This is a genomic window from Mesorhizobium sangaii (genome assembly GCF_014207355.1).
Classification (GTDB): domain Bacteria; phylum Pseudomonadota; class Alphaproteobacteria; order Rhizobiales; family Rhizobiaceae; genus Mesorhizobium; species Mesorhizobium sangaii.
Genome location: NZ_JACHEF010000006.1, coordinates 411,742 through 431,520, shown reverse-complemented (window position 1 = coordinate 431,520; position 19,779 = coordinate 411,742). Strand labels below are relative to the sequence as shown.

The window sequence follows — 19,779 nt, the reverse complement described above, 5'->3', positions numbered from 1 at the left end:
GTAAGATAATGGAAAGATTCTTAACGTCAAGATATATGATGGTGAGACAGTTGGACAGGGCAGCAAGAGCGATCGAGCAATGGAAGCGGGAGCGGCCGGATCTGGATGTCTCGCCGATGGCGGTGCTCGGGCGGCTGAACGAGGCCTCCTCGCTGATCGCCCGCGAGTGCCTCGCGCCGCTCTTTGCCCGCTTCGGGCTGCAGTCCGGGGAGTTCGACGTGCTGGCGACGCTGCGCCGTTCGGGATCACCCTACGCGCTGACGCCGACCGCTCTCTATGAAGCGACGATGGTGACGTCAGGCGCCATGACCAACCGGCTCGACCGGCTCGAAACGTCCGGATTGATCCTGCGCGGGCCGCACCCCAACGATCGGCGCGGCATTGTCGTGCGGCTGACCGAAAAGGGCCTCGCGCTGATCGACGAGGCTGTCAGCGCCCACGTTGCCAACGAGCACGAGATCCTCGCGAGCCTGACGCCGACGGAACGGGAAACGCTGTCTCGGCTGCTTGAGAAATTGATCGGCAGCGTGAGTTAGCGACTCAGTTGCGATCGTCCGGAAACACCGGGATCGGCATGAACTCGACGCCGTCCTCGGCCAGGCTCTTGGCCTCGTCCAGTGTCGCCTCGCCATAGATGCCGCGCGCGTCGCTTTCGCCGAAATGGATCTTGCGCGCTTCCTCGGCAAACTTGTCGCCGACATAGTCGGCATTCTCGCGCACCTTCTCGGCCATCGCCTTGAGCTGCGCCAGGGCCTGCTTCTGCGCCTCGCCCATGGCGAGCGCTATCGTTTCCTGCTTGCGCGCCGTGGAGACGGCGGGCGCCATCAGGGCTTTCTGCACCTTGTGCGAGCCACAGGTCGGGCAATCGACAAACCCGCGCTTCTTCTGGATGTCGAAATCGTCGTTGCTACGAAACCAGCCCTCGAATTCGTGCTCATGCTCGCAAATCAGGGCAAAGCGGATCAAGAGGCAGCACCCCTGAGACGCGGCGCCTCGCCCAGGCCGGCATTGACGGCGAAATCCCGCGCATTTTTGAGATTGGGAATCTTCTTGCGCGCCGCGGCCGACTGCGCCGGATCGATCTCGGCGACGATCACCGCCGGCTCGTCATGCGCGGCTTCCGCGATGATACGACCCCACGGGTCGACGATCAGCGAATGGCCATAGGTCTCGCGGCCGTCCTCATGCAGGCCGCCTTGCGCCGCGGCAACGACATAGGCGCCGTTCTCGATGGCGCGTGCCCTGAGCAGCACATGCCAATGCGCCTCGCCCGTCTGGCGGGTGAAGGCGGCGGGCACGGAAAGCAGATCGGCGCCGGCCAGGGCCTCGGCGCGGAACAGCTGCGGAAAGCGCAGATCGTAGCAAACGGCGAACCCCAGTTTCGCGCCTGCGATCTCGGTCACGACAGCCTCGGTGCCCGGCTCATAGGCGGCGGATTCGCGCCAGCTCTCGCCATTGTCGAGATCGACGTCGAACATGTGGATCTTGTCATAGGTGGCAAGCGTGGCGCCGTCCGGGCCGAACAGCAGCGCCCGGTTGGCGAGCTTGCCGTCGGCGCGCAGGATGGCGGTCGAGCCGATATGCAGCAAGACGCCAAGCTCGCTCGCCAGTTTGCGCGCGGTCGCCACGACGATGTCCTTGTCCTCGGAGGTGAAGGAGGCGGCACGCGCCTCCTTGTCGCGGATCAGCGCCCCGGTCATTTCCGGCGTCTGGATGTAGGTCGCACCTTGGCTTGCGGCTTCACGCACCAGCCGTTCGAGATCGACCGCGTTGCGCTCGGGGCTCTCGCCTGAACGCATCTGGATCGCAGCCGCCTTGAAAACACCCATCGTCATATCCCCTCAAATCGTCGCGCCGTTGGCGAGCATCTTGTCGAGCCGGCCTTCGGCCTCCAACTCGTGCAGGTCGTCGCAGCCGCCGACATGCGTATCGCCGATGAAAATTTGCGGAAAGGTCGAGCGGCCATGGGCGCGGGAAATCATTTCCTGGCGCAGTTCGGGCGAGAACGAGGCGTCGTGCTCGGTAAAGGCGACGCCCTTTCGCTCGAGCAGCCGTTTGGCTGCCGTGCAATAGCCGCACATCATGCGGGTGTAGATGGTGACGTCGACCATGACGAATTTCCGCTGTTCGTTGCCGACTTATATAGTCGCGGACTCGTCCGCCCGAAAGTCCCCCGGCAACACACGGGCGAAGGTCAACACGTCGACGGCACCGGCGCCGCCTCTTTTCAGCGCCTTGGTTGCCGCACGAACGGTGGCGCCTGTGGTGTAGACGTCGTCGATCAACAGCACCCTGCGGCCGGCAATTTCGATTTCCGCCTCGGCGGGCACCCGAAAGGCGGCCCGCACATTTTCCTCACGCTCCTGCCTCTCCAGCCCTACCTGCTGGCGGGTGAGTTTGACGCGCCGCACCGCCGAAGGCGCGAAGGGCAATTGGCTGAGCACGGAGACCGCCCTTGCCAGTTCCGCCGACTGGTTGAAACGCCGCCTGAAAAAGCGCCGCCAGTGCAGCGGCACCGGCACCACCACATCCGCCTCGGCGATGAGATCGGCGCCGGCCCGCACCATCCAGCGCGCCATCCATGGTGCGAGATCCGTGCGATCCTGGTATTTCAGTCCTTGCACCATCTGGCGGGCGACGCCGGAATAGGCGACGGCGGCCCGCGCCCGCTCGAAGGGCGGCGGATCGGCGATCGCCTCGGCGGACAGAAAGCCCTCGCCCATATGGTGGGTGAACGGCGTGCCCATCACCGGGCACCATGGCCGTTCCAGGAGCCGCAGCTTCGGCCAGCAGGCGCCACACAGGACGCCGGGCTGCGAGACATGCCGGCGGCAACCGGCGCAGACCGGCGGAAACAAGATGCGCGCCGGCCAGCCGAGAGCCGATCGGGCCAGGCGCTTGATCTCGATGGGCTTGATCTTGGGCATCGGATCGGCCACGTGGTTGGTCCTGCGCGCCATTATATGAACTATCTCAGGGCGTGGACAAACAAGGATTTGCCCGTTGCGGCCGATAATGGATATTTCGCTTTGGCTGGCGCACAAGCGGCGCGCGCTTGCCCATCCTGTTGACGGCGCCGATTTCCTCATGCGCCGCACGGCCGAGGATCTTGCCGATCGGCTGGCTGCCGTCGAGCGGCGGTTCGGCAAGGCAGCGGTGCTGTTTTGCCAGACGGCGGCGGCAGCCGAAATACTCGCCGAGAGCGGCAAGGTCGCCGACATTGTCCGTGTCGAGACGGACGCGGCTTTCCTGAATGGCGGTGCCGGCTTGGTGGCACCACTCGAAACCGTGCCGTTCGAACCGGAAAGCCTCGATCTGGCGGTCTCCCTGCTGTCGCTGCAGGCGATGAACGACATCCTCGGCATGCTGATCCAGATCCGCCGCGCGCTGCGGCCAGACGGGCTTTTCCTCGGCGCCTTTGCCGGCGCCGGCACGCTTTTCGAGTTGCGTGAAAGCCTGCTTGCGGCCGAGACCGAGCTTTATGGCGGCGCCAGCCCGCGTGTCATCCCGTTCACCGATGTGCGCGATGCCGGTGCGCTTCTGCAGCGCGCCGGTCTCGCTCTGCCGGTCGCCGACGTCGAGACGGTGACCGTGCGCTATGCCAGCCTGTTCGGCCTGATGGCGGATCTGCGGGCCATGGGGGAAACCAGTGCGCTCACCGATCGCAGCCGGCGGCCGGGCTCGCGCAAGCTGTTTGCCCGCGCGGCGGAAATCTACGCCGAGCGGTTTTCCGATCCCGATGGTCGCGTGAGGGCAAGTTTCTCGATCGTCTGGATGTCCGGCTGGGCGCCCGACGCATCGCAGCAAAAACCGCTGAAGCCGGGGTCGGCCAAGGTCTCGCTGAAGACGATACTGGAGGCTCCCTACGGGCAGTGATCCGGCCCGTAGGCGCGGACGGCCACCTCAGGGTCCGATGGCGTTGACAAGCCTGCTGCTGCTGTCGCTGAACAGCCAGGTGATCGCGTTGAAGACCTGACTGATGCCGCCAATGATGGTCAACGACAGCACGCCGATGATCAGGCCATATTCGATGGCCGTGGCGCCGGTCTCGTCCTTCAGAAAACGCAGCAGCACTGCTTTCATGACCTCAACCCCTCTGGCCAGAACCTTAGCGCCGATCTGTTAAGAAAGGTTAACGGCAAAGGCTTAACAGGCGGTGAAACCGCCACCCTTGTCGAATCTCTTAACCATGTCAGCAGTCGCCGCTGCTTCTGCCATTGGACCTGATGATGCAGACCGAACTGGGCCGCGGCTGCAGCACGCTGCGGCGCACCGTATAGGTTTCACGATGGCTGACCGAGCCGGTGGCCATCATGTCGAGCCCGCTGGCAACATCATCGCGGGCCGACAGCGAGCGTGTCTGGCCGTCGAGGAAAGGCGCGGCGATCAGCGCCAGCGCCACCGCGGCCGAACCGAACAGAAGCGTGATGCGCAATATGCCCATGCCCGCGTCGGCGGCGCGAAAGCCGCGCTCGGGCCGGATCGAGTCCCAATCCCTGTCTAGGCTCATTCTATCGCTCCCCAGCGAATCGGCGGTGCGGCCACCAAAACGACCATGCTTCACTTTTTCACGGTGGGATAAATCTTCCATTAACGCTGACTGATACGGCGCTTCGACCCGGCCGGCGGGAGGGCGTCCCTAGAGAAGATCGATGAGGAACGGGATCAGCGGCGCATCGGCCGGCGGCATCGGATAGTCGCGCATCTGCTTTGGCCGCACCCATTTCAGCGCCTGCCCCTCCTTGGGCTGGGCGATGCCGCGGAAGCGGCGGCAGATGAACAGCGGCATCAGCAGGTGGAAATCATCATAGGAATGACTGGCGAAGGTGAGCGGCGCCAGGCAGGGGATGTCGGTCTCGATGCCGATTTCCTCGTGCAGTTCGCGGATGATGCATTGTTCCGGCGTCTCGCCGGGCTCGACCTTGCCGCCGGGAAACTCCCACAGGCCGGCAAGTTGCTTGCCCTCGGGGCGCTGGGCCAGCAGCACCCTTCCGTCGGCATCGACCAGCGCGCAGGCGGCGACCAGCAGCAGGCGCTTGCCGGCGATCGTCACTTCACTCATGCCCAATTTCATTCATGAACAGGCGGCCGGCGATAGTGGTAGCGATAGACCTCGTCGAAGCCGAGCGAACGATAGAGCGCCAGCGCCGGCACGTTGCCGGCCTCCACCTGCAGCCAGGCGTCGCGGGCGCCACGCAGGCGCGCCCATTTCAGCGCCGACAGGATCAGGTTGCGGCCGTGGCCCTTGTTGCGCGCCGACTTGTCGGTGGCGATCTCGAACAGGCCGGCAAGATCGCCGTCGTGCACACAGATCAGCGTCGCCAGCGGCTCGGCTCCATCTTCGAGCGCGAACAGCCCGGCCTCGGGCTGGATGGCGCCGATGATCTCCGACAGGCCGGGTCGCAGCGAAACGTCCGAACCGCTGACCTTGAGCGACGCGCCGATGAAGCGGCTGATATCCTTCAGCGGGATCTGGTCCATGGCGGCATCGAGTTGCGCATCGGCCAGCGGCAGCCGCATCACCAGCGACTCGTCGAATCGGCTCCAGCCCTCGCGGTCGAGATGGCTGGCGAGATCGGGACCCGACAGTGGCGACATGCGGAACGTCAGCGGCCTGCCATAGGCATCGAAACGGCGGCTGGCCCGGCCGATGCGGTCGGCAATGTGCTGGGTGTCGCCCGGATCGAGAGGATTGACCGAATTCAACCGCTTGGCCGGATGGCCGGCGGTCAGCCGCACCACCCAGGTGCCGTCATAGTGGACCGCCGCTGCCGGCCAGGCGCGGAAGCCGGCCGCCTCGTAGCGGCGCACGATCGCGAGCATGCTTGCAGGATGCCTGGAAGCCAAAGCCATCAGCTCCGGTAATCGCCATTGATGGCGACATATTCCTTGGTGAGGTCGCAGGTCCACACCGTCGCCTTGCCGCGGCCGATGCCGATGTCGGCGCGGATACGGATATCGTCGCGTCTCATATAGGCCGAGGTGGCTTCCTCGGAATAGCCGGGGTCGCGCTCGCCCTCATGCGCCAGGCGGTTGTCACCGAACCAGATCGACAGCCGGTCGCGGTCGGCGGGCTCGCCGGCCTTGCCGACGGCCATGACGACACGGCCCCAATTGGCGTCCTCGCCGGCGACCGCCGTCTTGACCAGCGGCGAATTGGCGATCGACAGCGCGATGCGCTTGGCCGACCGCGCCGATTTGGCGCCTGTGACGGTCACTTCGACCTGCTTGCGGGCGCCCTCGCCGTCGCGCACCACCTGCAGCGCCAGCGATTTCAGCACCTTGCCGAGCGCCCGGCGGAACGCGCCAAGGCGGGCATCCTTCGCGTCGGTTATCTCTGGCGCACCGCGCTTTGCGGCCTTGCCGGTGGCGAAGATCAGCAGCGTGTCGCTGGTCGAGGTGTCGCTGTCGACGGTGACCGCGTTGAAGGTCTTGGCCGTGCCGCGCGACAGCAGGTCCTGAAGGACGGGTGCGGCGATCGGCGCGTCGGTGGCGATGAAGGACAGCATCGTCGCCATGTCGGGCGCGATCATGCCGGCGCCCTTGGAGATGCCGTTGATGGTGACGTCGGTGTCGCCGAGATTGACGGTTGCGGTCGCCACTTTCGGATAGGTATCCGTGGTCATGATCGCCTTTGCCGCTTCGGTCCACAAATCAGGCTTGCCGTTGCTGACCAGCCCGGCCAGCAGATGGCTGAACTTACCGGTGTCGAGCGGCTCGCCGATGACGCCGGTCGATGCCAGGAAAACCTCGCTGGCCTTGCAGCCGGCCGCCTTGGCCGCGGCTTCGCCCGTCAGCGCGGTGGACTCGCGACCCTTCTTGCCTGTGAAGGCGTTGGCGTTGCCGGAATTGACGACCAGCACCCGCGCCTTGCCGGCGCCGAGATTCTGCCGGCAGAAATCGACCGGCGCCGAGGGGCATTTCGATTTCGTGAACACGCCGGCGACCGCGGTGCCTTCATCGAACACCATGGTCAGCAGGTCGGTGCGGTTCTTGTATTTTATCCCCGCCTCGGCGGTGGCGATGCGCACCCCCTCGATGGCCGGCATCTTGGGGTATTTCTTCGGCGCAAGCGGCGAAATCGTCGTGGACATGGGGACCTCGGGCGGGAAAATCGCAAGGGAAGGCCGGTTTGCCCGATACGACGCGCGGGCGCAAGGGCGTTTTCGCTTGTCGCCGGAGCGGAAACCCGATCGGAATTAAGCCTGCATTTCAAATCCGTTGGCATCGCCGTGGCCGATTGCACTATGATCTTCCCCATGGGCAGGCTTGCGATCCTCGCATGGGCATTTCTGGGACTTTTGCTGCTGAGCGCCGATGCACAGCCGCAGCGGCGCGTGGCGCTGGTCATCGGCAACGGCACCTATGCCGAAGCCGGCACGCTGGCCAATCCGGTCAACGACGCGCTCGACATCGCCGACAAGCTGCGCTCCATCGGTTTCGAGGTCATTGAAGGCAATGATCTCGGCAAGCGCGAACTGGAACGCAGCATCGGCGCGTTCTCCGATGCCCTCGAAGGCGCCGGCGTCGGGCTTTTCTACTATGCCGGCCACGGCTTGCAGGTCGAGGGGCGCAATTACATCGTGCCGGTCGACGCCAGGCTCGACATGCCGGTCAAGCTGCAGCTCGAGGCCGTGCCGATCGATGAAGTCCTCGACATCATGGAACAGCAGACCAAGGTCAGCCTGGTGTTTCTCGATGCCTGCCGCAACAACCCGTTTGCCCGCAGCCCGAGCCGCACCGCCACCACCCGCTCGGCGACGGCGCTGGCCGGGCTGGCGCAGTTCGATTCGACGCGCGGCTCGTTCATCGCCTTCTCGACCGCACCTGGTGCGGTCGCCATGGATGGAAGCGGGCGCAACTCGCCCTTCGCCGAAGCCTTGCTGCGGCACATCGCCGAGCCCGGCCAGAGCATCAACGACATGATGATCGCGGTGCGCCGCGACGTGGTGTCGCAAACGCGCGAGGCGCAGCGCCCCTGGGAGCAAGGGTCGCTGCTCGAGCGCTTCGAATTCGTCCCGGGCGGACAACCCGCCCAGCCGCAGAAGCCGGCCGCGGCTCCGGCCCCCTCGACGGAAGTTGCCGCACTTGAACGATCGGTCGGCGACGACAAGGGCTCGATCGAGAAATTCCTGCGCCACGACTATCTGACGCCGGATACAAAGGCGATGAGCGAGACCGTCAAGCGGCTCTACGGCCCCTCCGCCACCATTTTCGGCATGCGCTACGACGCCGACGCCATCGCCAGAGTCAAGGCCGACTGGTTCGCGCAGTGGGCCTCCTGGTCGCTCGGCCTGGAGCCCGGCAGCCTGGAGGTCACCCCGCATGGCGAGGATCGCGCCGAGGCCGCCTTTGCGATGCGCTATGACTATCTCCCGAAGGACAAGTCGGCGGCGCGCCTGACCGGCAAGGCACGCGTCACGCTTGGCCTGGTCAAGGCAGACGGCGGCTGGCGCATCGAGTCAGAGACATCGCAAGCGATGCAGTAGGCATCTGCTGGAGGCCAATCCAGCGTGTCGGCAGCTGGTGTCGGCAGCTCTTGTGCCGCTCGCGTTTCACGTCGATAGGAATTTTTTCTTGACCCAGTGAGGACAGCTATGCTACATATTTGTCGATGGTGCTGTTTTGCGCCAGCGACCCGCCGCCCAGGCGGGTTTTTGCTTTTTGGTGCTTCGTCAACCGACACGCTGGCGAAGGCTCCTATGGAACCCGTTGACCGGGGATCGTTGCCCTTGCCGCCGCCACTGCCACCGGCAGCTTGAAAACGGGCCGTTTCGTTTAATCGCATGGTCACGTATAGTGCCGGCGAAATTGTTGGCGAGGACGACAGAAATGGGCGTAGACGTCGATCCGGCGCGCAGATCGATCGGCGCGCGGCGCAACCCCGACAGCGCCGATGCCATTCTCGAAGCCGCCGAGGCCGTGCTGGTCGAGGCCGGCTATGCCGGTTTCTCGATCGAGGCGGTGGCGCGGCGGGCTCGCGCCGGCAAGCCCACCATCTACCGCTGGTGGCCGAGCAAGGCCGCATTGCTGCTCGAAGTCTACCAGCGCCAGAAACGCGTCGATGTTCCCGATACCGGGCGGTTGGAGGAGGATCTCGTCGGCTTCCTGAAGAACCTGTTCGCCCACTGGCGCGAGACATCGTCTGGCAGCGTGTTCCGGTCGCTGATCGCCGAGGCGCAGTCGGATGACGCGGCGTCCGCGGCACTTGCCGGCTACGCACTGGGCCGACGGTCGCATACCGGCCAGATCATCGAACGCGCCAAGGCAAGGGGGGAAATCGGCGTCGACATCGATTCAGCGCTGGTCGCCGACCTGATCGCCTCATTCGCCTGGAAGCATCTGTTGACCAACCAGCTCGACGAGGACGAAGCCACGATACGCAAGACGGTCAGTTACGTGATGCGAGGCATAGCAGCGCCTGGAAAGTAAAAGCGGCCGGCGTCGGCCGATAAAAAAAGGGCGCGGCAACCCTTGGCTGGCGCGCCCTTTTCCAAATAATTCCTTCAGGCTTACTTCCTTCAGACTTACTTGGCGCTTTCTAGCGTATCGACCGCCTTCTTCAGCTTCTCATCCGGGATCTCGACCTTGGCGCCGCCGCGCAGCGACTTGACCAGCGCAAAATACTTGTCGCGGATGACCGCCTGCCTGGCCTGGTCCTTGACGTCGTCGAAGGCCGGCGGCTGCTTGGTGCGCTTGTCCTCGAGCTTGATGACATGCCAGCCGAACTGCGACTGCACCGGCTGCTCGGTGTATTTGCCAACCTCGAGCGCGAAAGCCGCCTTGTCGAACTCCGGCACCATCTGGCCAGGTCCGAACCAGCCGAGATCGCCGCCGCTGGTCTTGCCGGAGGGATCGCTGGTGTGCTCGTTGGCGAGCTTCTGGAAGTCGGCGCCGCCGTCGAGCTGCTTGATGATGGCCTCGGCCTCTTCCTTCGTCTTCACGAGGATGTGACGGGCATGCACCTCGTTGGTGGGCGGCGTGTTGGCGATCTCCTGGTCGTAGCGGGCGCGAACCTCGGCGTCGGTGACCTTGTCGACGACACCCTTCTCGACCATCTCGCCATGCAGCGCACGCTGCTGCAGGAAGGCCATGCGACGCTGGAAGTCGGGATCCTTGTCGAGGCCGGTGGTGACCGCCTGGGCGGCCATGACGCGGATTTCGATGGCCGCCGAGAGGGCCGCGGCGCGGCGCTGCTCGGGCGGCAGCTGCGCGAACTGCTGCGACAGCTCGCCTTCGGCAAGCACCAGGTCGGCTTCGGTCAAGGGCTGACCGTTGATCGTGGCGATCACGGTGTTCGGATCGACCGGTGCCGCGGCAGGGGCTGCCGCATCCGCCGGGGCGGCTGGAGCGGTCTGCTGGGCCATCAGCGGCGACAGCGAAAATGCCGACAGGCCGACGGCCAGGCCAAGGCTGGCGAGCGACGCACGGCGGAACAACAAGGACATAAGATGACTCCGGTAAGGGATTATGAGGGCGGAAGGTTTCCAAATCAGCCGGATTGTGGCGGAATTTGGCGCGACCGGCAGGGCCAGCGCGGCGTTGACATCAGTTGAGCCCCCTCTTATCTGTCCAACGACTTTGCGTCCAGAACCGTTTTCCGGGCGCTTTTTGTGTTTGCCCGCGTTCAGGCGGTGCGTTCACGTGGATTTGATGGGGCCAGCCGGCGCCCATCTCAAGATTGAGAATTCTATCGAAAGGACCATTGTATGGTCAGTCTCGGCGGTCTCGCCCGTAAGGTTTTCGGTTCCTCCAACGACCGTCGGGTCAAATCGACCCGGCCCCGCGTCGAGGCGATCAACGCCATGGAAAACGAGATGCGGGCACTGTCCGACGAGGAGCTGGTCGCCCGCACCGCGAAATTCCGCCAGGACATCGCCAACGGCGCCACGCTCGATGACCTTCTGGTACCCGCCTTTGCCACCGCCCGCGAGGCGGCACGCCGCGTGCTTGGCATGCGCCCCTTCGACGTCCAGCTGATCGGCGGCATGGTGCTGCACAATGGCGGCATTGCCGAAATGCGCACCGGCGAGGGCAAGACCCTGGTCGCGACGCTGCCGGTCTACCTCAACGCGCTCGCCGGCAACGGCGTCCATGTCGTCACCGTCAACGACTACCTCGCCAGCCGCGACTCCGAATGGATGGGTCGCGTCTACAAATTCCTCGGCCTCTCGGTCGGCGTCATCGTCCATGGCCTGTCCGACGAGGAGCGCCGCGTTGCCTATGCCGCCGACGTCACCTACGCCACCAACAACGAACTCGGCTTCGACTATCTGCGCGACAACATGAAATACGAGCGCGCCCAGATGGTGCAGCGCGGTCACAATTACGCGATCGTCGACGAGGTCGATTCCATCCTGGTCGACGAAGCGCGGACGCCGCTGATCATTTCCGGTCCGCTCGAGGACCGTTCGGAAATGTACAACACCATCGACACCTTCATCATCCAGCTGCAGCCGCAGGATTATGAGATCGACGAGAAGCAGAAGACCTCGATCTTCACCGAGGAAGGCACCGAGAAGCTGGAGAACCTGCTGCGCGATGCCGGCCTGCTCAAGGGCGAGTCGCTCTACGACGTCGAGAACGTCGCCATCGTCCACCATGTCAACAATGCGCTGAAGGCGCACCGGCTGTTCCAGAAGGACAAGGACTATATCGTCCGCAACGACGAGATCGTCATCATCGACGAATTCACCGGCCGCATGATGCCGGGCCGCCGCTATTCGGAAGGCCTGCACCAGGCGCTCGAAGCCAAGGAGCATGTGGCGATCCAGCCGGAGAACCAGACGCTGGCCTCGGTCACCTTCCAGAACTACTTCCGCCTCTACAAAAAGCTTTCCGGCATGACCGGTACGGCGCTGACCGAGGCCGAGGAGTTCGGCAACATCTACAATCTCGACGTCACCGAAATCCCGACCAACCTCCCGGTCATCCGCAAGGACGAGGACGACGAGGTCTACCGGACGGTCGAGGAGAAATACAAGGCGATCGTCAAGGAGATCCGCGAAGCCAGCGCCAAGGGCCAGCCGACGCTGGTCGGCACCACCTCCATTGAAAAATCCGAGCAACTGGCCGAGCGCCTGCGCAAGGAAGGCTTCAAGGACTTCGAGGTGCTGAATGCCCGCCACCACGAGCGCGAGGCGGCGATCGTCGCCCAGGCGGGCAAGCCGGGCGCCATCACCATCGCCACCAACATGGCCGGCCGCGGCACCGACATCAAGCTCGGCGGCAATGCCGAGATGCGCATCGCCGACGAGCTGGGCGACATGCCGGCCGGGCCCGAGCGCGAGGCGCGGGAAAAGGAAATCTATGACGACGTCGAGCGCCTGAAGGATAAGGCGCTGGCCGCCGGCGGCCTCTACGTGCTGGCCACCGAACGCCATGAATCGCGCCGCATCGACAATCAGCTCAGAGGCCGCTCCGGCCGCCAGGGCGACCCCGGCCGCTCGAAATTCTTCCTGTCGCTGCAGGATGATCTGATGCGCATCTTCGGTTCCGAGCGCATGGACGGCATGCTGCAGAAGCTCGGCCTCAAGGAAGACGAGGCGATCATCCATCCGTGGATCAACAAGGCGCTGGAAAAGGCGCAGAAGAAGGTCGAGGCGCGCAACTTCGACATCCGCAAGAACCTGCTGAAATACGACGACGTCTCCAACGACCAGCGCAAGGTGGTGTTCGAGCAGCGCATCGAACTGATGGACGGCGAAGGCCTATCGGAAACCATTGCCGAGATGCGCGAGGGCGTCATCGACGAGATCGTCGCCAAGGCCATTCCCGAAAACGCCTATGCCGAGCAGTGGGATGTTGCCGGGCTGAAGGCCGAGGTCGCCGAATTCCTCAATCTCGACCTGCCGGTCGAGGAGTGGGCCAAGGAAGAGGGCATCGCCGAGGACGACATCCGCGAGCGCATCACCCAGGCCGCCGACGCAGCCGCCAAGGAGCGCTCCGAGCGCTTCGGCCCCGAGGTGATGAACTATGTCGAGCGCTCGGTGGTGCTGCAGACGCTCGACCATCTGTGGCGCGAGCACATCGTCAATCTCGACCATCTGCGTTCGGTCGTCGGCTTCCGCGGCTACGCCCAGCGCGATCCGCTGCAGGAGTACAAGGGCGAGGCATTCGAGCTGTTCCAGGCGATGCTGGGCAATCTGCGCCAGGCCGTCACCGCACAGCTGATGCGCGTCGAACTGGTGCGCCAGGCCGCCGAAGCACCGCCGCCCGAGGCGCCCGACATGTTCGGCATGCATATCGACGGCACCACCGGCGAGAATGATTTCGACGGTGGCGAAACCGCCCTCCTGGTCCGTCCGGAGACGACCGCCATTGTCGCTCCCGAGAACCGCGACCCGAACAACCAGGCGACCTGGGGCAAGGTCGGCCGCAACGAAGCCTGCCCCTGCGGCTCCGGCAAGAAGTACAAGCACTGCCACGGGGCCTTTGCGTAAGGGAATGCTTCCCTTCTCCCCGTCACTATACGGGGAGAAGGTGCCCGAAGGGCGGATGAGGGGCAGCGCTGACGTTCTGAATTAGCCTATCTCCCCGCCTGAGGGAGGGATGGCCGGCAGGCCAACACATACACACTTCGATCTTTCGCTGACGACCCGCGCTCGCCATGCCACCGGCGTGTGCTGCGCACCCCCCGGCCTCCCGGCCCTTCGCTATGGCTCCCTGGCCTTCGGGCGTTCAGACCCTTCAAAAGGTCCACTGGACCTTTTGATCCGCCCGAAGGCGGACCAGGTCTTCACCGTTCGTCGCTCGAAAAGCCAAATCGTTGGCTTTTCGTCCGCTGCGCGGACCACTCCTCACCCAACCGTTTCTTAATGTGTCTCCGCTACACAACAGCCTGAAAAAGAGGCGGAAAACGGAGAGTAATCGGGGTGCGCTTTTCCGCGGCCACGACAGCCGGGCGGTTCTTGCCGCAGCGCTTGGCGCTGCGCATCGGGCCGTTGCTTGGTCGCATCGATGCCGTGCTGTTCACCGCCGACGAGCGCGGCGAGGCCGGCCGCATGTCGGTCATCGCTTTCTCCATCCGCATCATCAGCGCCGTCATCGCCTTCGTCAGCCAGGTGCTCATGGCGCGCTGGATGGGTTCGTTCGAATACGGCATCTTCGTCCTCGTCTGGGTGACGATGGTCATCGTCGGTAACCTCGCCTGCCTCGGCTTCCACACCTCCGTCATCCGCTTCATCCCCGAATACCGCGAGCGCGGCATGCTGGCCGAACTGCGCGGCATCGTGCTGGCCAGCCGGCTGTTCGTGCTGATCGCCTCCACGCTCATCGCCGGGCTCGGCGCGCTCGGCGTCTGGCTGGCCGCGCCATGGATCGAGAACTACTACGTGGTGCCGTTCATCCTCGGCGTCATCTGCCTGCCGATGATCGCCATGTCCGACCTGCTGCAAGGACTGGCGCGCGCCAATTCATGGGCGCTGTTCGCACTGTCGCCGACCTATCTGGTGCGCCCGGTTCTAATCTTGCTGTTCATGGCGCTGATGCTGGCCGCCGGTTATGCGCCCGACGCCAGGACCGCCATCTTCGCTTCGATCGCCGCCACCTACGTCACCACGCTCGGTCAACTCATCGGCGTTACCCAGCGCATGGAAAAGCGGATCCCGGCCGGGCCGATAAAGGTCCATTTCGCGCAATGGTTCGTCGTGTCGCTGCCGATCTTCCTGGTCGAAAGCTTCTTCTTCCTGCTCACCAACGCCGACGTGCTGATGGTCGGCGCCTATATGGATCCCAACGACGTCGCCGTCTATTTCGCCACCGTCAAGACGCTGGCGTTGGTGCATTTCGTCTATTTCGCCGTCAAGGCCGGCGTTGCCCAGCGCTATGCGCAGTTCACCCATGGCGAGCCGCAAAAGCTCGCCGCCTTCGCCCGCGAGACGGTGTCGTGGACGTTCTGGCCCTCGCTGCTGATGGCGATGCTTGTGCTGGCGCTGGGTGAGCCGATGCTGGTGCTGTTCGGCCCTGAATTCAGCAGTGGCTATCCGCTGTTGTTCCTGCTCGTTTTCGGCGTCGTGGCGCGAGCCGCCGTCGGCCCGTGCGAAAGCCTGCTGACGATGAGCGGCAACCAGAACATCTGCGCGGCAGTCTACGCCATGACGCTGGCCTTCAACATCGGCCTCAACGTGATGCTGATCCCGCCTTTCGGCCTGTGGGGCGCGGCCATGGCCACCGCCTTTGCCATGATCTTCGAAGCCTGTGCTCTGTCCTTCACCGTGTGGCGCAAGCTCGGCATCGTCATGCTTATCTTCGTGCCTGCGAAAGGAGCCGCGTGATGGCCGCCATCCCGTTGCTTGAGGAAACCAGCGGCGGCACGGCCGGCGCCATGGTATCGGGCCTCGCCGGGCTGACCCGCGACCCCGACCCCGCCCATATCGAGATCCTCGCCAACAACCGGCCGGAGCGCAAACTCGCCATCTACCCGGCATCGGCCGGCTTCGACCTTGTCGAGGAACTGGATTATCTCTGCACCCGCACGATCGAGCCGAACGTCTTCTTCAACCCACGTTTCCTGGCGCCGGCCATGCCCCGGCTGGAGGATCGCGAGGTGCGGCTGGCGGTAATCCGCGACGGCGACGAATACCGCAACCGGCTGCGCCTTCTGGTGCCGTTCTCGGTGGAACGACCGGGGATGCCGCTCGGCGTTCCGGTCATGCGCACCTGGTCGAGCCCGTTCGGCCCGCTCGGCACGCCGCTGGTCGACCGTGACGACCCGGTCGGCGTCGTCGAGGATTTCTTCTCGATGCTGTCGCGCCCGCACTTGAAGCTGCCGAAAGTCTTCGTCCTGCCCGACATCCGGCTCGATGGCCCGGTGGCGAGCCTGTTTGCCACCGTGGCCGAGACGCGCGGCCTGATGCTGGTCACCACCGGGCAGACCCAGCGCCCGGCGCTGGAGAGCGAAGCCGATGGTGACGAGTATCTAAAGGCCTCGCTGCGCGCCCACCATTTTCGCGAGTTCCGCCGGCTGAAGCGGCGCCTCGGCGACCTCGGCAAGCTGGAGCATGTCGTGGCGCGCGGCCCTGAAGAGATCCGCCACGCCATCGAAAGCTTCCTGACGCTGGAAGCGGCCGGCTGGAAAGGCCGCGAACGGACCGCCATGGCGATCGACCGCTACCGCGCCGCCTTCGCCCGCGAGGCCGTGCACCGGCTGGCCGAACAGGACATGTGCCGCATCCATTCGCTGACACTGGACGGCCGCACCATTGCCTGCCTGATCGTGTACGTCGAAGCCGGCGTCGCCTACACTTGGAAGACGGCCTACGACGAGACGCTGGCCGCCTATTCGCCAGGCACGCTGCTGATGATCGAGGTGACCAGGCAGCATCTCGACGATCCCAACATCATGATGACCGATTCCTGCGCCATGCCCGACCATCCGGTGATGAGCCGGCTATGGACCGAGCGCAAGCCGATGGGCACGCTGGTGATTGGCCTGACGCCGGACGCCGACCGCCTCACTCGCCAGGCCGCCTCGCAACTGCACCTCTACCGCGAAACCCGCAACATGGCCCGCCTGCTGCGCCTTCGGATGAAGAGCTTGCTGGGACGGCGGTAGGGCCTGGCGCCGCCAAGTGCGTCGCCGCATTTGCAGGGGTGCCATGCCTAGTCTGAGCGTCAGGTGCCCAGGAGGCCAACCCTGTTTTGAAACCTAATGTGATCGACCTCTCCGCGAAAACAGCTCGGCAGTGATTTCGTCTCTGTCTCCATTATGCCTGGCGATCAAAGCCAGCGCTTCCTGGCGGCCAATGTTGCCAAGCTTCATGAGGTACGGAACCTCAAACGTTCTCTTGTTGAGGCGCCATTCTGGCACACGCCGTTTTCCTGCTTTTCGCGCTGTTGTTCCATCTTGACGCATCATTTTTCACTCCTCTCCTCTATATGATGATGCCGTCGCATATTCCGCGCCACGTCCCGCTTCGGAGGGCACGGCAACGTGTGGTCGCCAACGGCTTGCTACCGTCAATAGGCGTAATTGCGCAGTTGCTAATATACCCATAAATTAATCAGTGCGGCAGTAACAAACCCACCGGAGTGGCCGGTACGCTGCATGACTTTGGCAATTGGCATTGGAGATCTGGTGGGGGTCACGGCCACGGTGCGCAGGCGGATTGACGATGAGCGCGTCAGCGTGTCGGTCCCGAACTATGATTGCCCGCAATCGATCCGAAGCTATGATTTTGCGCATTCGATCCGCACCAAGGTGCAGCGGGGAGATCAGATCGAGCTTGTTGGCGAGGTCACCCGGATCGATGACGAGACGGTGACAATCGACCTGGGGCCGCTGGTGACGGTCGAAATCGATATGGTCAGGCTCATCGAGAGACACCGGCCAAAGCAGCGCAGGACGCCACTCTGAGGCCCTTTCTTCTACGGATTCCTCAATCTCCATCCGCAACACCAGCATCGTGCCGCACGATGGGCCTGATCATGCTTCGACCTCGTACGCACGGTTATGGGTTTGAGCGATCCTTCGCCAAAGCGTTGAAAAGCAACGTGCACGCCACCAGCGATACGAGCCCGCCGAACAGGTCGTCCCCCGTCAGGCCGAAAAGATAGACCGTCTCAAACGCCAACGCTGCCATTGCTGTTCACCCAGGCGCGAATTGATCAGCCTTCCTGTCCATCACCAGGGCTACACCGCGAGCCGCAGCCATCTTTGCGACAAGAGCCTCCAGATCGGCATCCGATCGCATCGATCCGGTTTTCTGTCGAAGTCGGGAAACCGTCAGTATGACAGAAAGGGGCGCCTTCCCCTTCGCCTCGCTCATGATTTCGTCAGCCGCCGCCGCAACGTTGCAGAGCTCTGGTGCAACTTTGATCCTCATGGCTAGCCACCTCCACACAAAGGTCGCGCGCCATAAACTCTCGAACCCAATCCAGGTTCCAACCAAACCGAGCCGGCTGGTGTCGCCGCCTCGGAGCGGCAGCGGGGCAGTCATGGATGCTGGGGATCAAAACCAGCATAGGGCAACGAGCGGCTGCGCGGTTGGCTGCGGACCGATCATTTTAGAGAAATTGAATATTCGAATAAACGGCCTATAATTTACCAGCCGGCAAACCCACCCCTCTTTGCCGGTAAGGCCCGGCGGTCAAACACCGAGCCACCGCTATGGCCGCCGGACCGCTGGAAGACGGTCGGCAACGCCACGACGTTGTGCCGGGTGAGGCAGGCAGAAATCGGTGGTGGCGCCCAGCGAAGAGAGGTCATTCGCATGCACACGGCAGCACTGCAGCTTCGATCACTCCGAGAAGCTCTATTGCCAATGATGGGGTTTACCGCCTGGCACGAAAGCGTCAGCAAAGAAGGCACGCCCATTTGGACACGTTACATCGCGAAAACGGACTCATGGGAGATCCGTCCGATGACGCCTGAAGAGGAAGCCAAGGCTTTCTGGTGGTATTGTCCACCATTTATCTGAACCCCGTCCGAGGCGCCGCAGGTACTGTCTGGCCCCAAAAGCCCGCGCCACGGAGGGACCGCTGGCGCGGGCCGGCCGATGTGCCCACCAGCCTGCGACGGAGCCAAGCAGCGGCGTCCGAAGCATGAACTCAACAATTCAAGCCTGCTAATGTTCCAGCCTCTTTTGTCGGGTTCGATCCAGCCAGGTATCTGCCAACGCAAAAGGCCGCCACCTTGCGGCAGCGGCCAAGTCATGGGCGGCCGGCGCGCAAAACGAGATCGTAAAGCTGACCTCGGCCATGTTCGGCTGGGCTGTGGACAGCGCCGTTGGATGCGTCAATCCGGCTCTCGGGATCAAGGCGAAAAACTGAACAAAATCAGCGCCTGGAAAATGGCGTGGTGCCCCTAGCCGGGATCGAACCAGCACTCCTTGCGGAACTCGATTTTGAGTCGAGCGCGTCTACCAATTCCGCCATAGGGGCTCAGGCCGGGCGGCCTGGATGGGCGCGGACTATACGGTTGGGGGCCTGTTCGTCAACAGGCCAATTGTCGATGGCCCGGATGCGACCAAACTTCACCTTTCGATTTCGTGACGGCGCTGCCATTGTGCAGCGCGGAAAATCTTTCTAGACAGGCGGCGCATCAAAGCGAGGCGCGTCCCACTGGATGGACGGCGCGCGCTTTGGGTCTTTCTTTTGTGCATGCCCGTCGGTTGTGCATGCCAATGTCCCGAAACCGCTGCGCACCGTTTGGGCGACACGCATAGGAGTGCCGATGCTTCGCGGACTTTACGACTGGACCTTGTCGCTGGCGGCAAGGAAATCCGCGGAATGGTGGCTTGCCATCATCGCCTTCATTGAAAGCTCGTTCTTCTTCGTGCCGGCCGATGTGCTCTATCTGCCGATGGCGTTGGCACGCCCCGACCGCGCCTACCGCTATGCGCTGACCGCCACGGCCGCCTCGGTGCTGGGCGGCATCGCCGGCTGGATGATCGGCTATTTCGCCTACGACGCCATCGCCCGCCCGATCCTGGAGCATTTCGGCGGCCTGTCGACCTTCGAGCGCTGGCAGAATTCTGGCACCGGCCTGATGCTGGTGCTGCTCGTTACGTCCGGTCTCGCGCACCTGCCGCCGATCAAGGTCGTCACCATCCTTGCCGGCGCCCTGCACGTCAATTTGCTGATCTTCATCATCTCGGCCATCGTCGCTCGCGGCGCGCGCTTCCTGCTGCTGGCCTGGCTGCTGCGCCGATATGGCGAATCGATCCGCGAATTCATCGAAAAGCGTCTCGGACTGATCGCGGGCGCCGGGGCGGCTGCCCTGATTTTGCTCTATATCGTCGTCAAATACGCGCTCTAGACCTGTCGCCCAAAAGTGGC

22 protein-coding genes and 1 tRNA gene are annotated in these 19,779 nt (G+C 63.9%); 9 read left to right on the top strand and 14 right to left on the bottom strand.

Translation table 11 applies throughout. The annotated features are described in order from the left end of the window. Positions 1 to 50: 50 nt before the first annotated feature. On the top strand, positions 51 to 536 hold the full coding sequence (locus tag HNQ71_RS27580) for a MarR family winged helix-turn-helix transcriptional regulator (protein WP_184876305.1): 486 nt from the start codon (positions 51 to 53) through the stop codon (positions 534 to 536). A gap of 4 nt (positions 537 to 540) precedes the next feature. Here the strand turns inward: HNQ71_RS27580 and HNQ71_RS27575 are convergent, their stop codons facing one another. From HNQ71_RS27575 to HNQ71_RS27560, 4 genes are read right to left on the bottom strand one after another with little or no spacing between them, the layout of a single operon-like run. Further along, entirely contained in the window at positions 541 to 966 is a 426-nt protein-coding gene (locus tag HNQ71_RS27575) for a DUF1178 family protein (RefSeq protein ID WP_111548896.1), read from the bottom strand. Continuing rightward, complete coding sequence (locus HNQ71_RS27570; RefSeq protein ID WP_184876303.1) at positions 963 to 1,829, bottom strand: carbon-nitrogen hydrolase family protein; 867 nt, start codon at positions 1,827 to 1,829, stop codon at positions 963 to 965. Before HNQ71_RS27570 ends, HNQ71_RS27575 begins: the two co-directional genes overlap by 4 nt. Positions 1,830 to 1,841: 12 nt before the next feature. Continuing rightward, positions 1,842 to 2,111, bottom strand: coding sequence for a glutaredoxin 3 (gene grxC / locus HNQ71_RS27565; RefSeq protein ID WP_184876301.1), 270 nt, complete (start codon positions 2,109 to 2,111; stop codon positions 1,842 to 1,844). A 27-nt stretch (positions 2,112 to 2,138) separates the two neighbouring features. After that, positions 2,139 to 2,939, bottom strand: a complete 801-nt coding sequence (locus HNQ71_RS27560) for a double zinc ribbon domain-containing protein (RefSeq protein WP_184876393.1) — start codon at positions 2,937 to 2,939, stop codon at positions 2,139 to 2,141. Positions 2,940 to 3,003: 64 nt separating this feature from the next. On the opposite strand from HNQ71_RS27560, the gene HNQ71_RS27555 reads away from it, so the two are divergent. Continuing rightward, complete coding sequence (locus HNQ71_RS27555) at positions 3,004 to 3,876, top strand: methyltransferase domain-containing protein (protein WP_184876299.1); 873 nt, start codon at positions 3,004 to 3,006, stop codon at positions 3,874 to 3,876. A gap of 27 nt (positions 3,877 to 3,903) precedes the next feature. Here HNQ71_RS27555 and HNQ71_RS27550 read toward each other — a convergent pair whose 3' ends face one another. The 5 genes from HNQ71_RS27550 to argJ all read right to left on the bottom strand — a co-directional run bounded on the left by HNQ71_RS27550 (position 3,904) and on the right by argJ (position 7,094). Beyond that, complete coding sequence (locus HNQ71_RS27550) at positions 3,904 to 4,083, bottom strand: Flp family type IVb pilin (RefSeq protein ID WP_184876297.1); 180 nt, start codon at positions 4,081 to 4,083, stop codon at positions 3,904 to 3,906. Positions 4,084 to 4,192: 109 nt separating this feature from the next. Beyond that, positions 4,193 to 4,510, bottom strand: coding sequence for a hypothetical protein (locus HNQ71_RS27545; RefSeq protein ID WP_184876295.1), 318 nt, complete (start codon positions 4,508 to 4,510; stop codon positions 4,193 to 4,195). A 129-nt stretch (positions 4,511 to 4,639) separates the two neighbouring features. Continuing rightward, complete coding sequence (gene mutT, locus HNQ71_RS27540) at positions 4,640 to 5,062, bottom strand: 8-oxo-dGTP diphosphatase MutT (protein WP_184876293.1); 423 nt, start codon at positions 5,060 to 5,062, stop codon at positions 4,640 to 4,642. Positions 5,063 to 5,070: 8 nt separating this feature from the next. Continuing rightward, positions 5,071 to 5,823: a GNAT family N-acetyltransferase gene (locus HNQ71_RS27535; RefSeq protein ID WP_184876291.1), complete on the bottom strand. Its 753-nt coding sequence runs from the start codon at positions 5,821 to 5,823 to the stop codon at positions 5,071 to 5,073. Positions 5,824 to 5,852: 29 nt separating this feature from the next. After that, entirely contained in the window at positions 5,853 to 7,094 is a 1,242-nt protein-coding gene (gene argJ, locus HNQ71_RS27530; RefSeq protein WP_184876289.1) for a bifunctional glutamate N-acetyltransferase/amino-acid acetyltransferase ArgJ, read from the bottom strand. 165 nt (positions 7,095 to 7,259) lie between these two features. Here argJ and HNQ71_RS27525 point away from each other — a divergent pair, with 165 nt between their 5' ends. Further along, entirely contained in the window at positions 7,260 to 8,489 is a 1,230-nt protein-coding gene (locus HNQ71_RS27525) for a caspase family protein (RefSeq protein WP_184876287.1), read from the top strand. Between the two features lie 343 nt (positions 8,490 to 8,832). Beyond that, positions 8,833 to 9,432 (top strand): TetR/AcrR family transcriptional regulator, encoded by a 600-nt coding sequence (locus tag HNQ71_RS27520; RefSeq protein ID WP_184876285.1) that lies wholly within the window; start codon positions 8,833 to 8,835, stop codon positions 9,430 to 9,432. 95 nt (positions 9,433 to 9,527) lie between these two features. On the opposite strand, the gene HNQ71_RS27515 is transcribed toward HNQ71_RS27520, so the two are convergent. Further along, entirely contained in the window at positions 9,528 to 10,448 is a 921-nt protein-coding gene (locus HNQ71_RS27515) for a peptidylprolyl isomerase (RefSeq protein WP_184876283.1), read from the bottom strand. 261 nt (positions 10,449 to 10,709) lie between these two features. Between HNQ71_RS27515 and secA the strand changes: the two genes are divergently transcribed. The 3 genes from secA (at position 10,710) to HNQ71_RS27500 (ending at position 16,555) form a co-directional block, all read left to right on the top strand. After that, positions 10,710 to 13,442 carry a preprotein translocase subunit SecA gene (gene secA / locus HNQ71_RS27510; protein ID WP_184876281.1) on the top strand — a complete coding sequence of 911 codons (2,733 nt, stop codon included), beginning with the start codon at positions 10,710 to 10,712 and terminating at the stop codon, positions 13,440 to 13,442. A 432-nt stretch (positions 13,443 to 13,874) separates the two neighbouring features. Further along, positions 13,875 to 15,275, top strand: coding sequence for an oligosaccharide flippase family protein (locus HNQ71_RS27505; RefSeq protein WP_184876279.1), 1,401 nt, complete (start codon positions 13,875 to 13,877; stop codon positions 15,273 to 15,275). Then, a complete protein-coding gene (locus tag HNQ71_RS27500; protein WP_184876277.1) occupies positions 15,275 to 16,555 on the top strand; it encodes a GNAT family N-acetyltransferase in 1,281 nt (426 codons plus the stop codon). Before HNQ71_RS27505 ends, HNQ71_RS27500 begins: the two co-directional genes overlap by 1 nt. 93 nt (positions 16,556 to 16,648) lie before the next feature. Here HNQ71_RS27500 and HNQ71_RS27495 read toward each other — a convergent pair whose 3' ends face one another. Beyond that, positions 16,649 to 16,858: a hypothetical protein gene (locus HNQ71_RS27495; RefSeq protein WP_184876275.1), complete on the bottom strand. Its 210-nt coding sequence runs from the start codon at positions 16,856 to 16,858 to the stop codon at positions 16,649 to 16,651. A gap of 189 nt (positions 16,859 to 17,047) precedes the next feature. On the opposite strand from HNQ71_RS27495, the gene HNQ71_RS27490 reads away from it, so the two are divergent. Then, a complete protein-coding gene (locus tag HNQ71_RS27490; protein ID WP_184876273.1) occupies positions 17,048 to 17,356 on the top strand; it encodes a hypothetical protein in 309 nt (102 codons plus the stop codon). 94 nt (positions 17,357 to 17,450) lie between these two features. Here HNQ71_RS27490 and HNQ71_RS35575 read toward each other — a convergent pair whose 3' ends face one another. The 3 genes from HNQ71_RS35575 to HNQ71_RS27480 all read right to left on the bottom strand — a co-directional run bounded on the left by HNQ71_RS35575 (position 17,451) and on the right by HNQ71_RS27480 (position 18,882). Next, a complete protein-coding gene (locus HNQ71_RS35575) occupies positions 17,451 to 17,582 on the bottom strand; it encodes a hypothetical protein (protein WP_281391411.1) in 132 nt (43 codons plus the stop codon). Between the two features lie 6 nt (positions 17,583 to 17,588). Then, entirely contained in the window at positions 17,589 to 17,825 is a 237-nt protein-coding gene (locus HNQ71_RS27485; protein WP_184876271.1) for a hypothetical protein, read from the bottom strand. Positions 17,826 to 18,797: 972 nt separating this feature from the next. After that, positions 18,798 to 18,882: transfer RNA gene (locus HNQ71_RS27480), tRNA-Leu, on the bottom strand. A gap of 292 nt (positions 18,883 to 19,174) precedes the next feature. Here HNQ71_RS27480 and HNQ71_RS27475 point away from each other — a divergent pair. Further along, the gene (locus HNQ71_RS27475; protein WP_184876269.1) at positions 19,175 to 19,759 is read left to right on the top strand and encodes a YqaA family protein; all 585 of its coding nucleotides are present in this window, start codon (positions 19,175 to 19,177) and stop codon (positions 19,757 to 19,759) included. Positions 19,760 to 19,779: the final 20 nt, after the last annotated feature.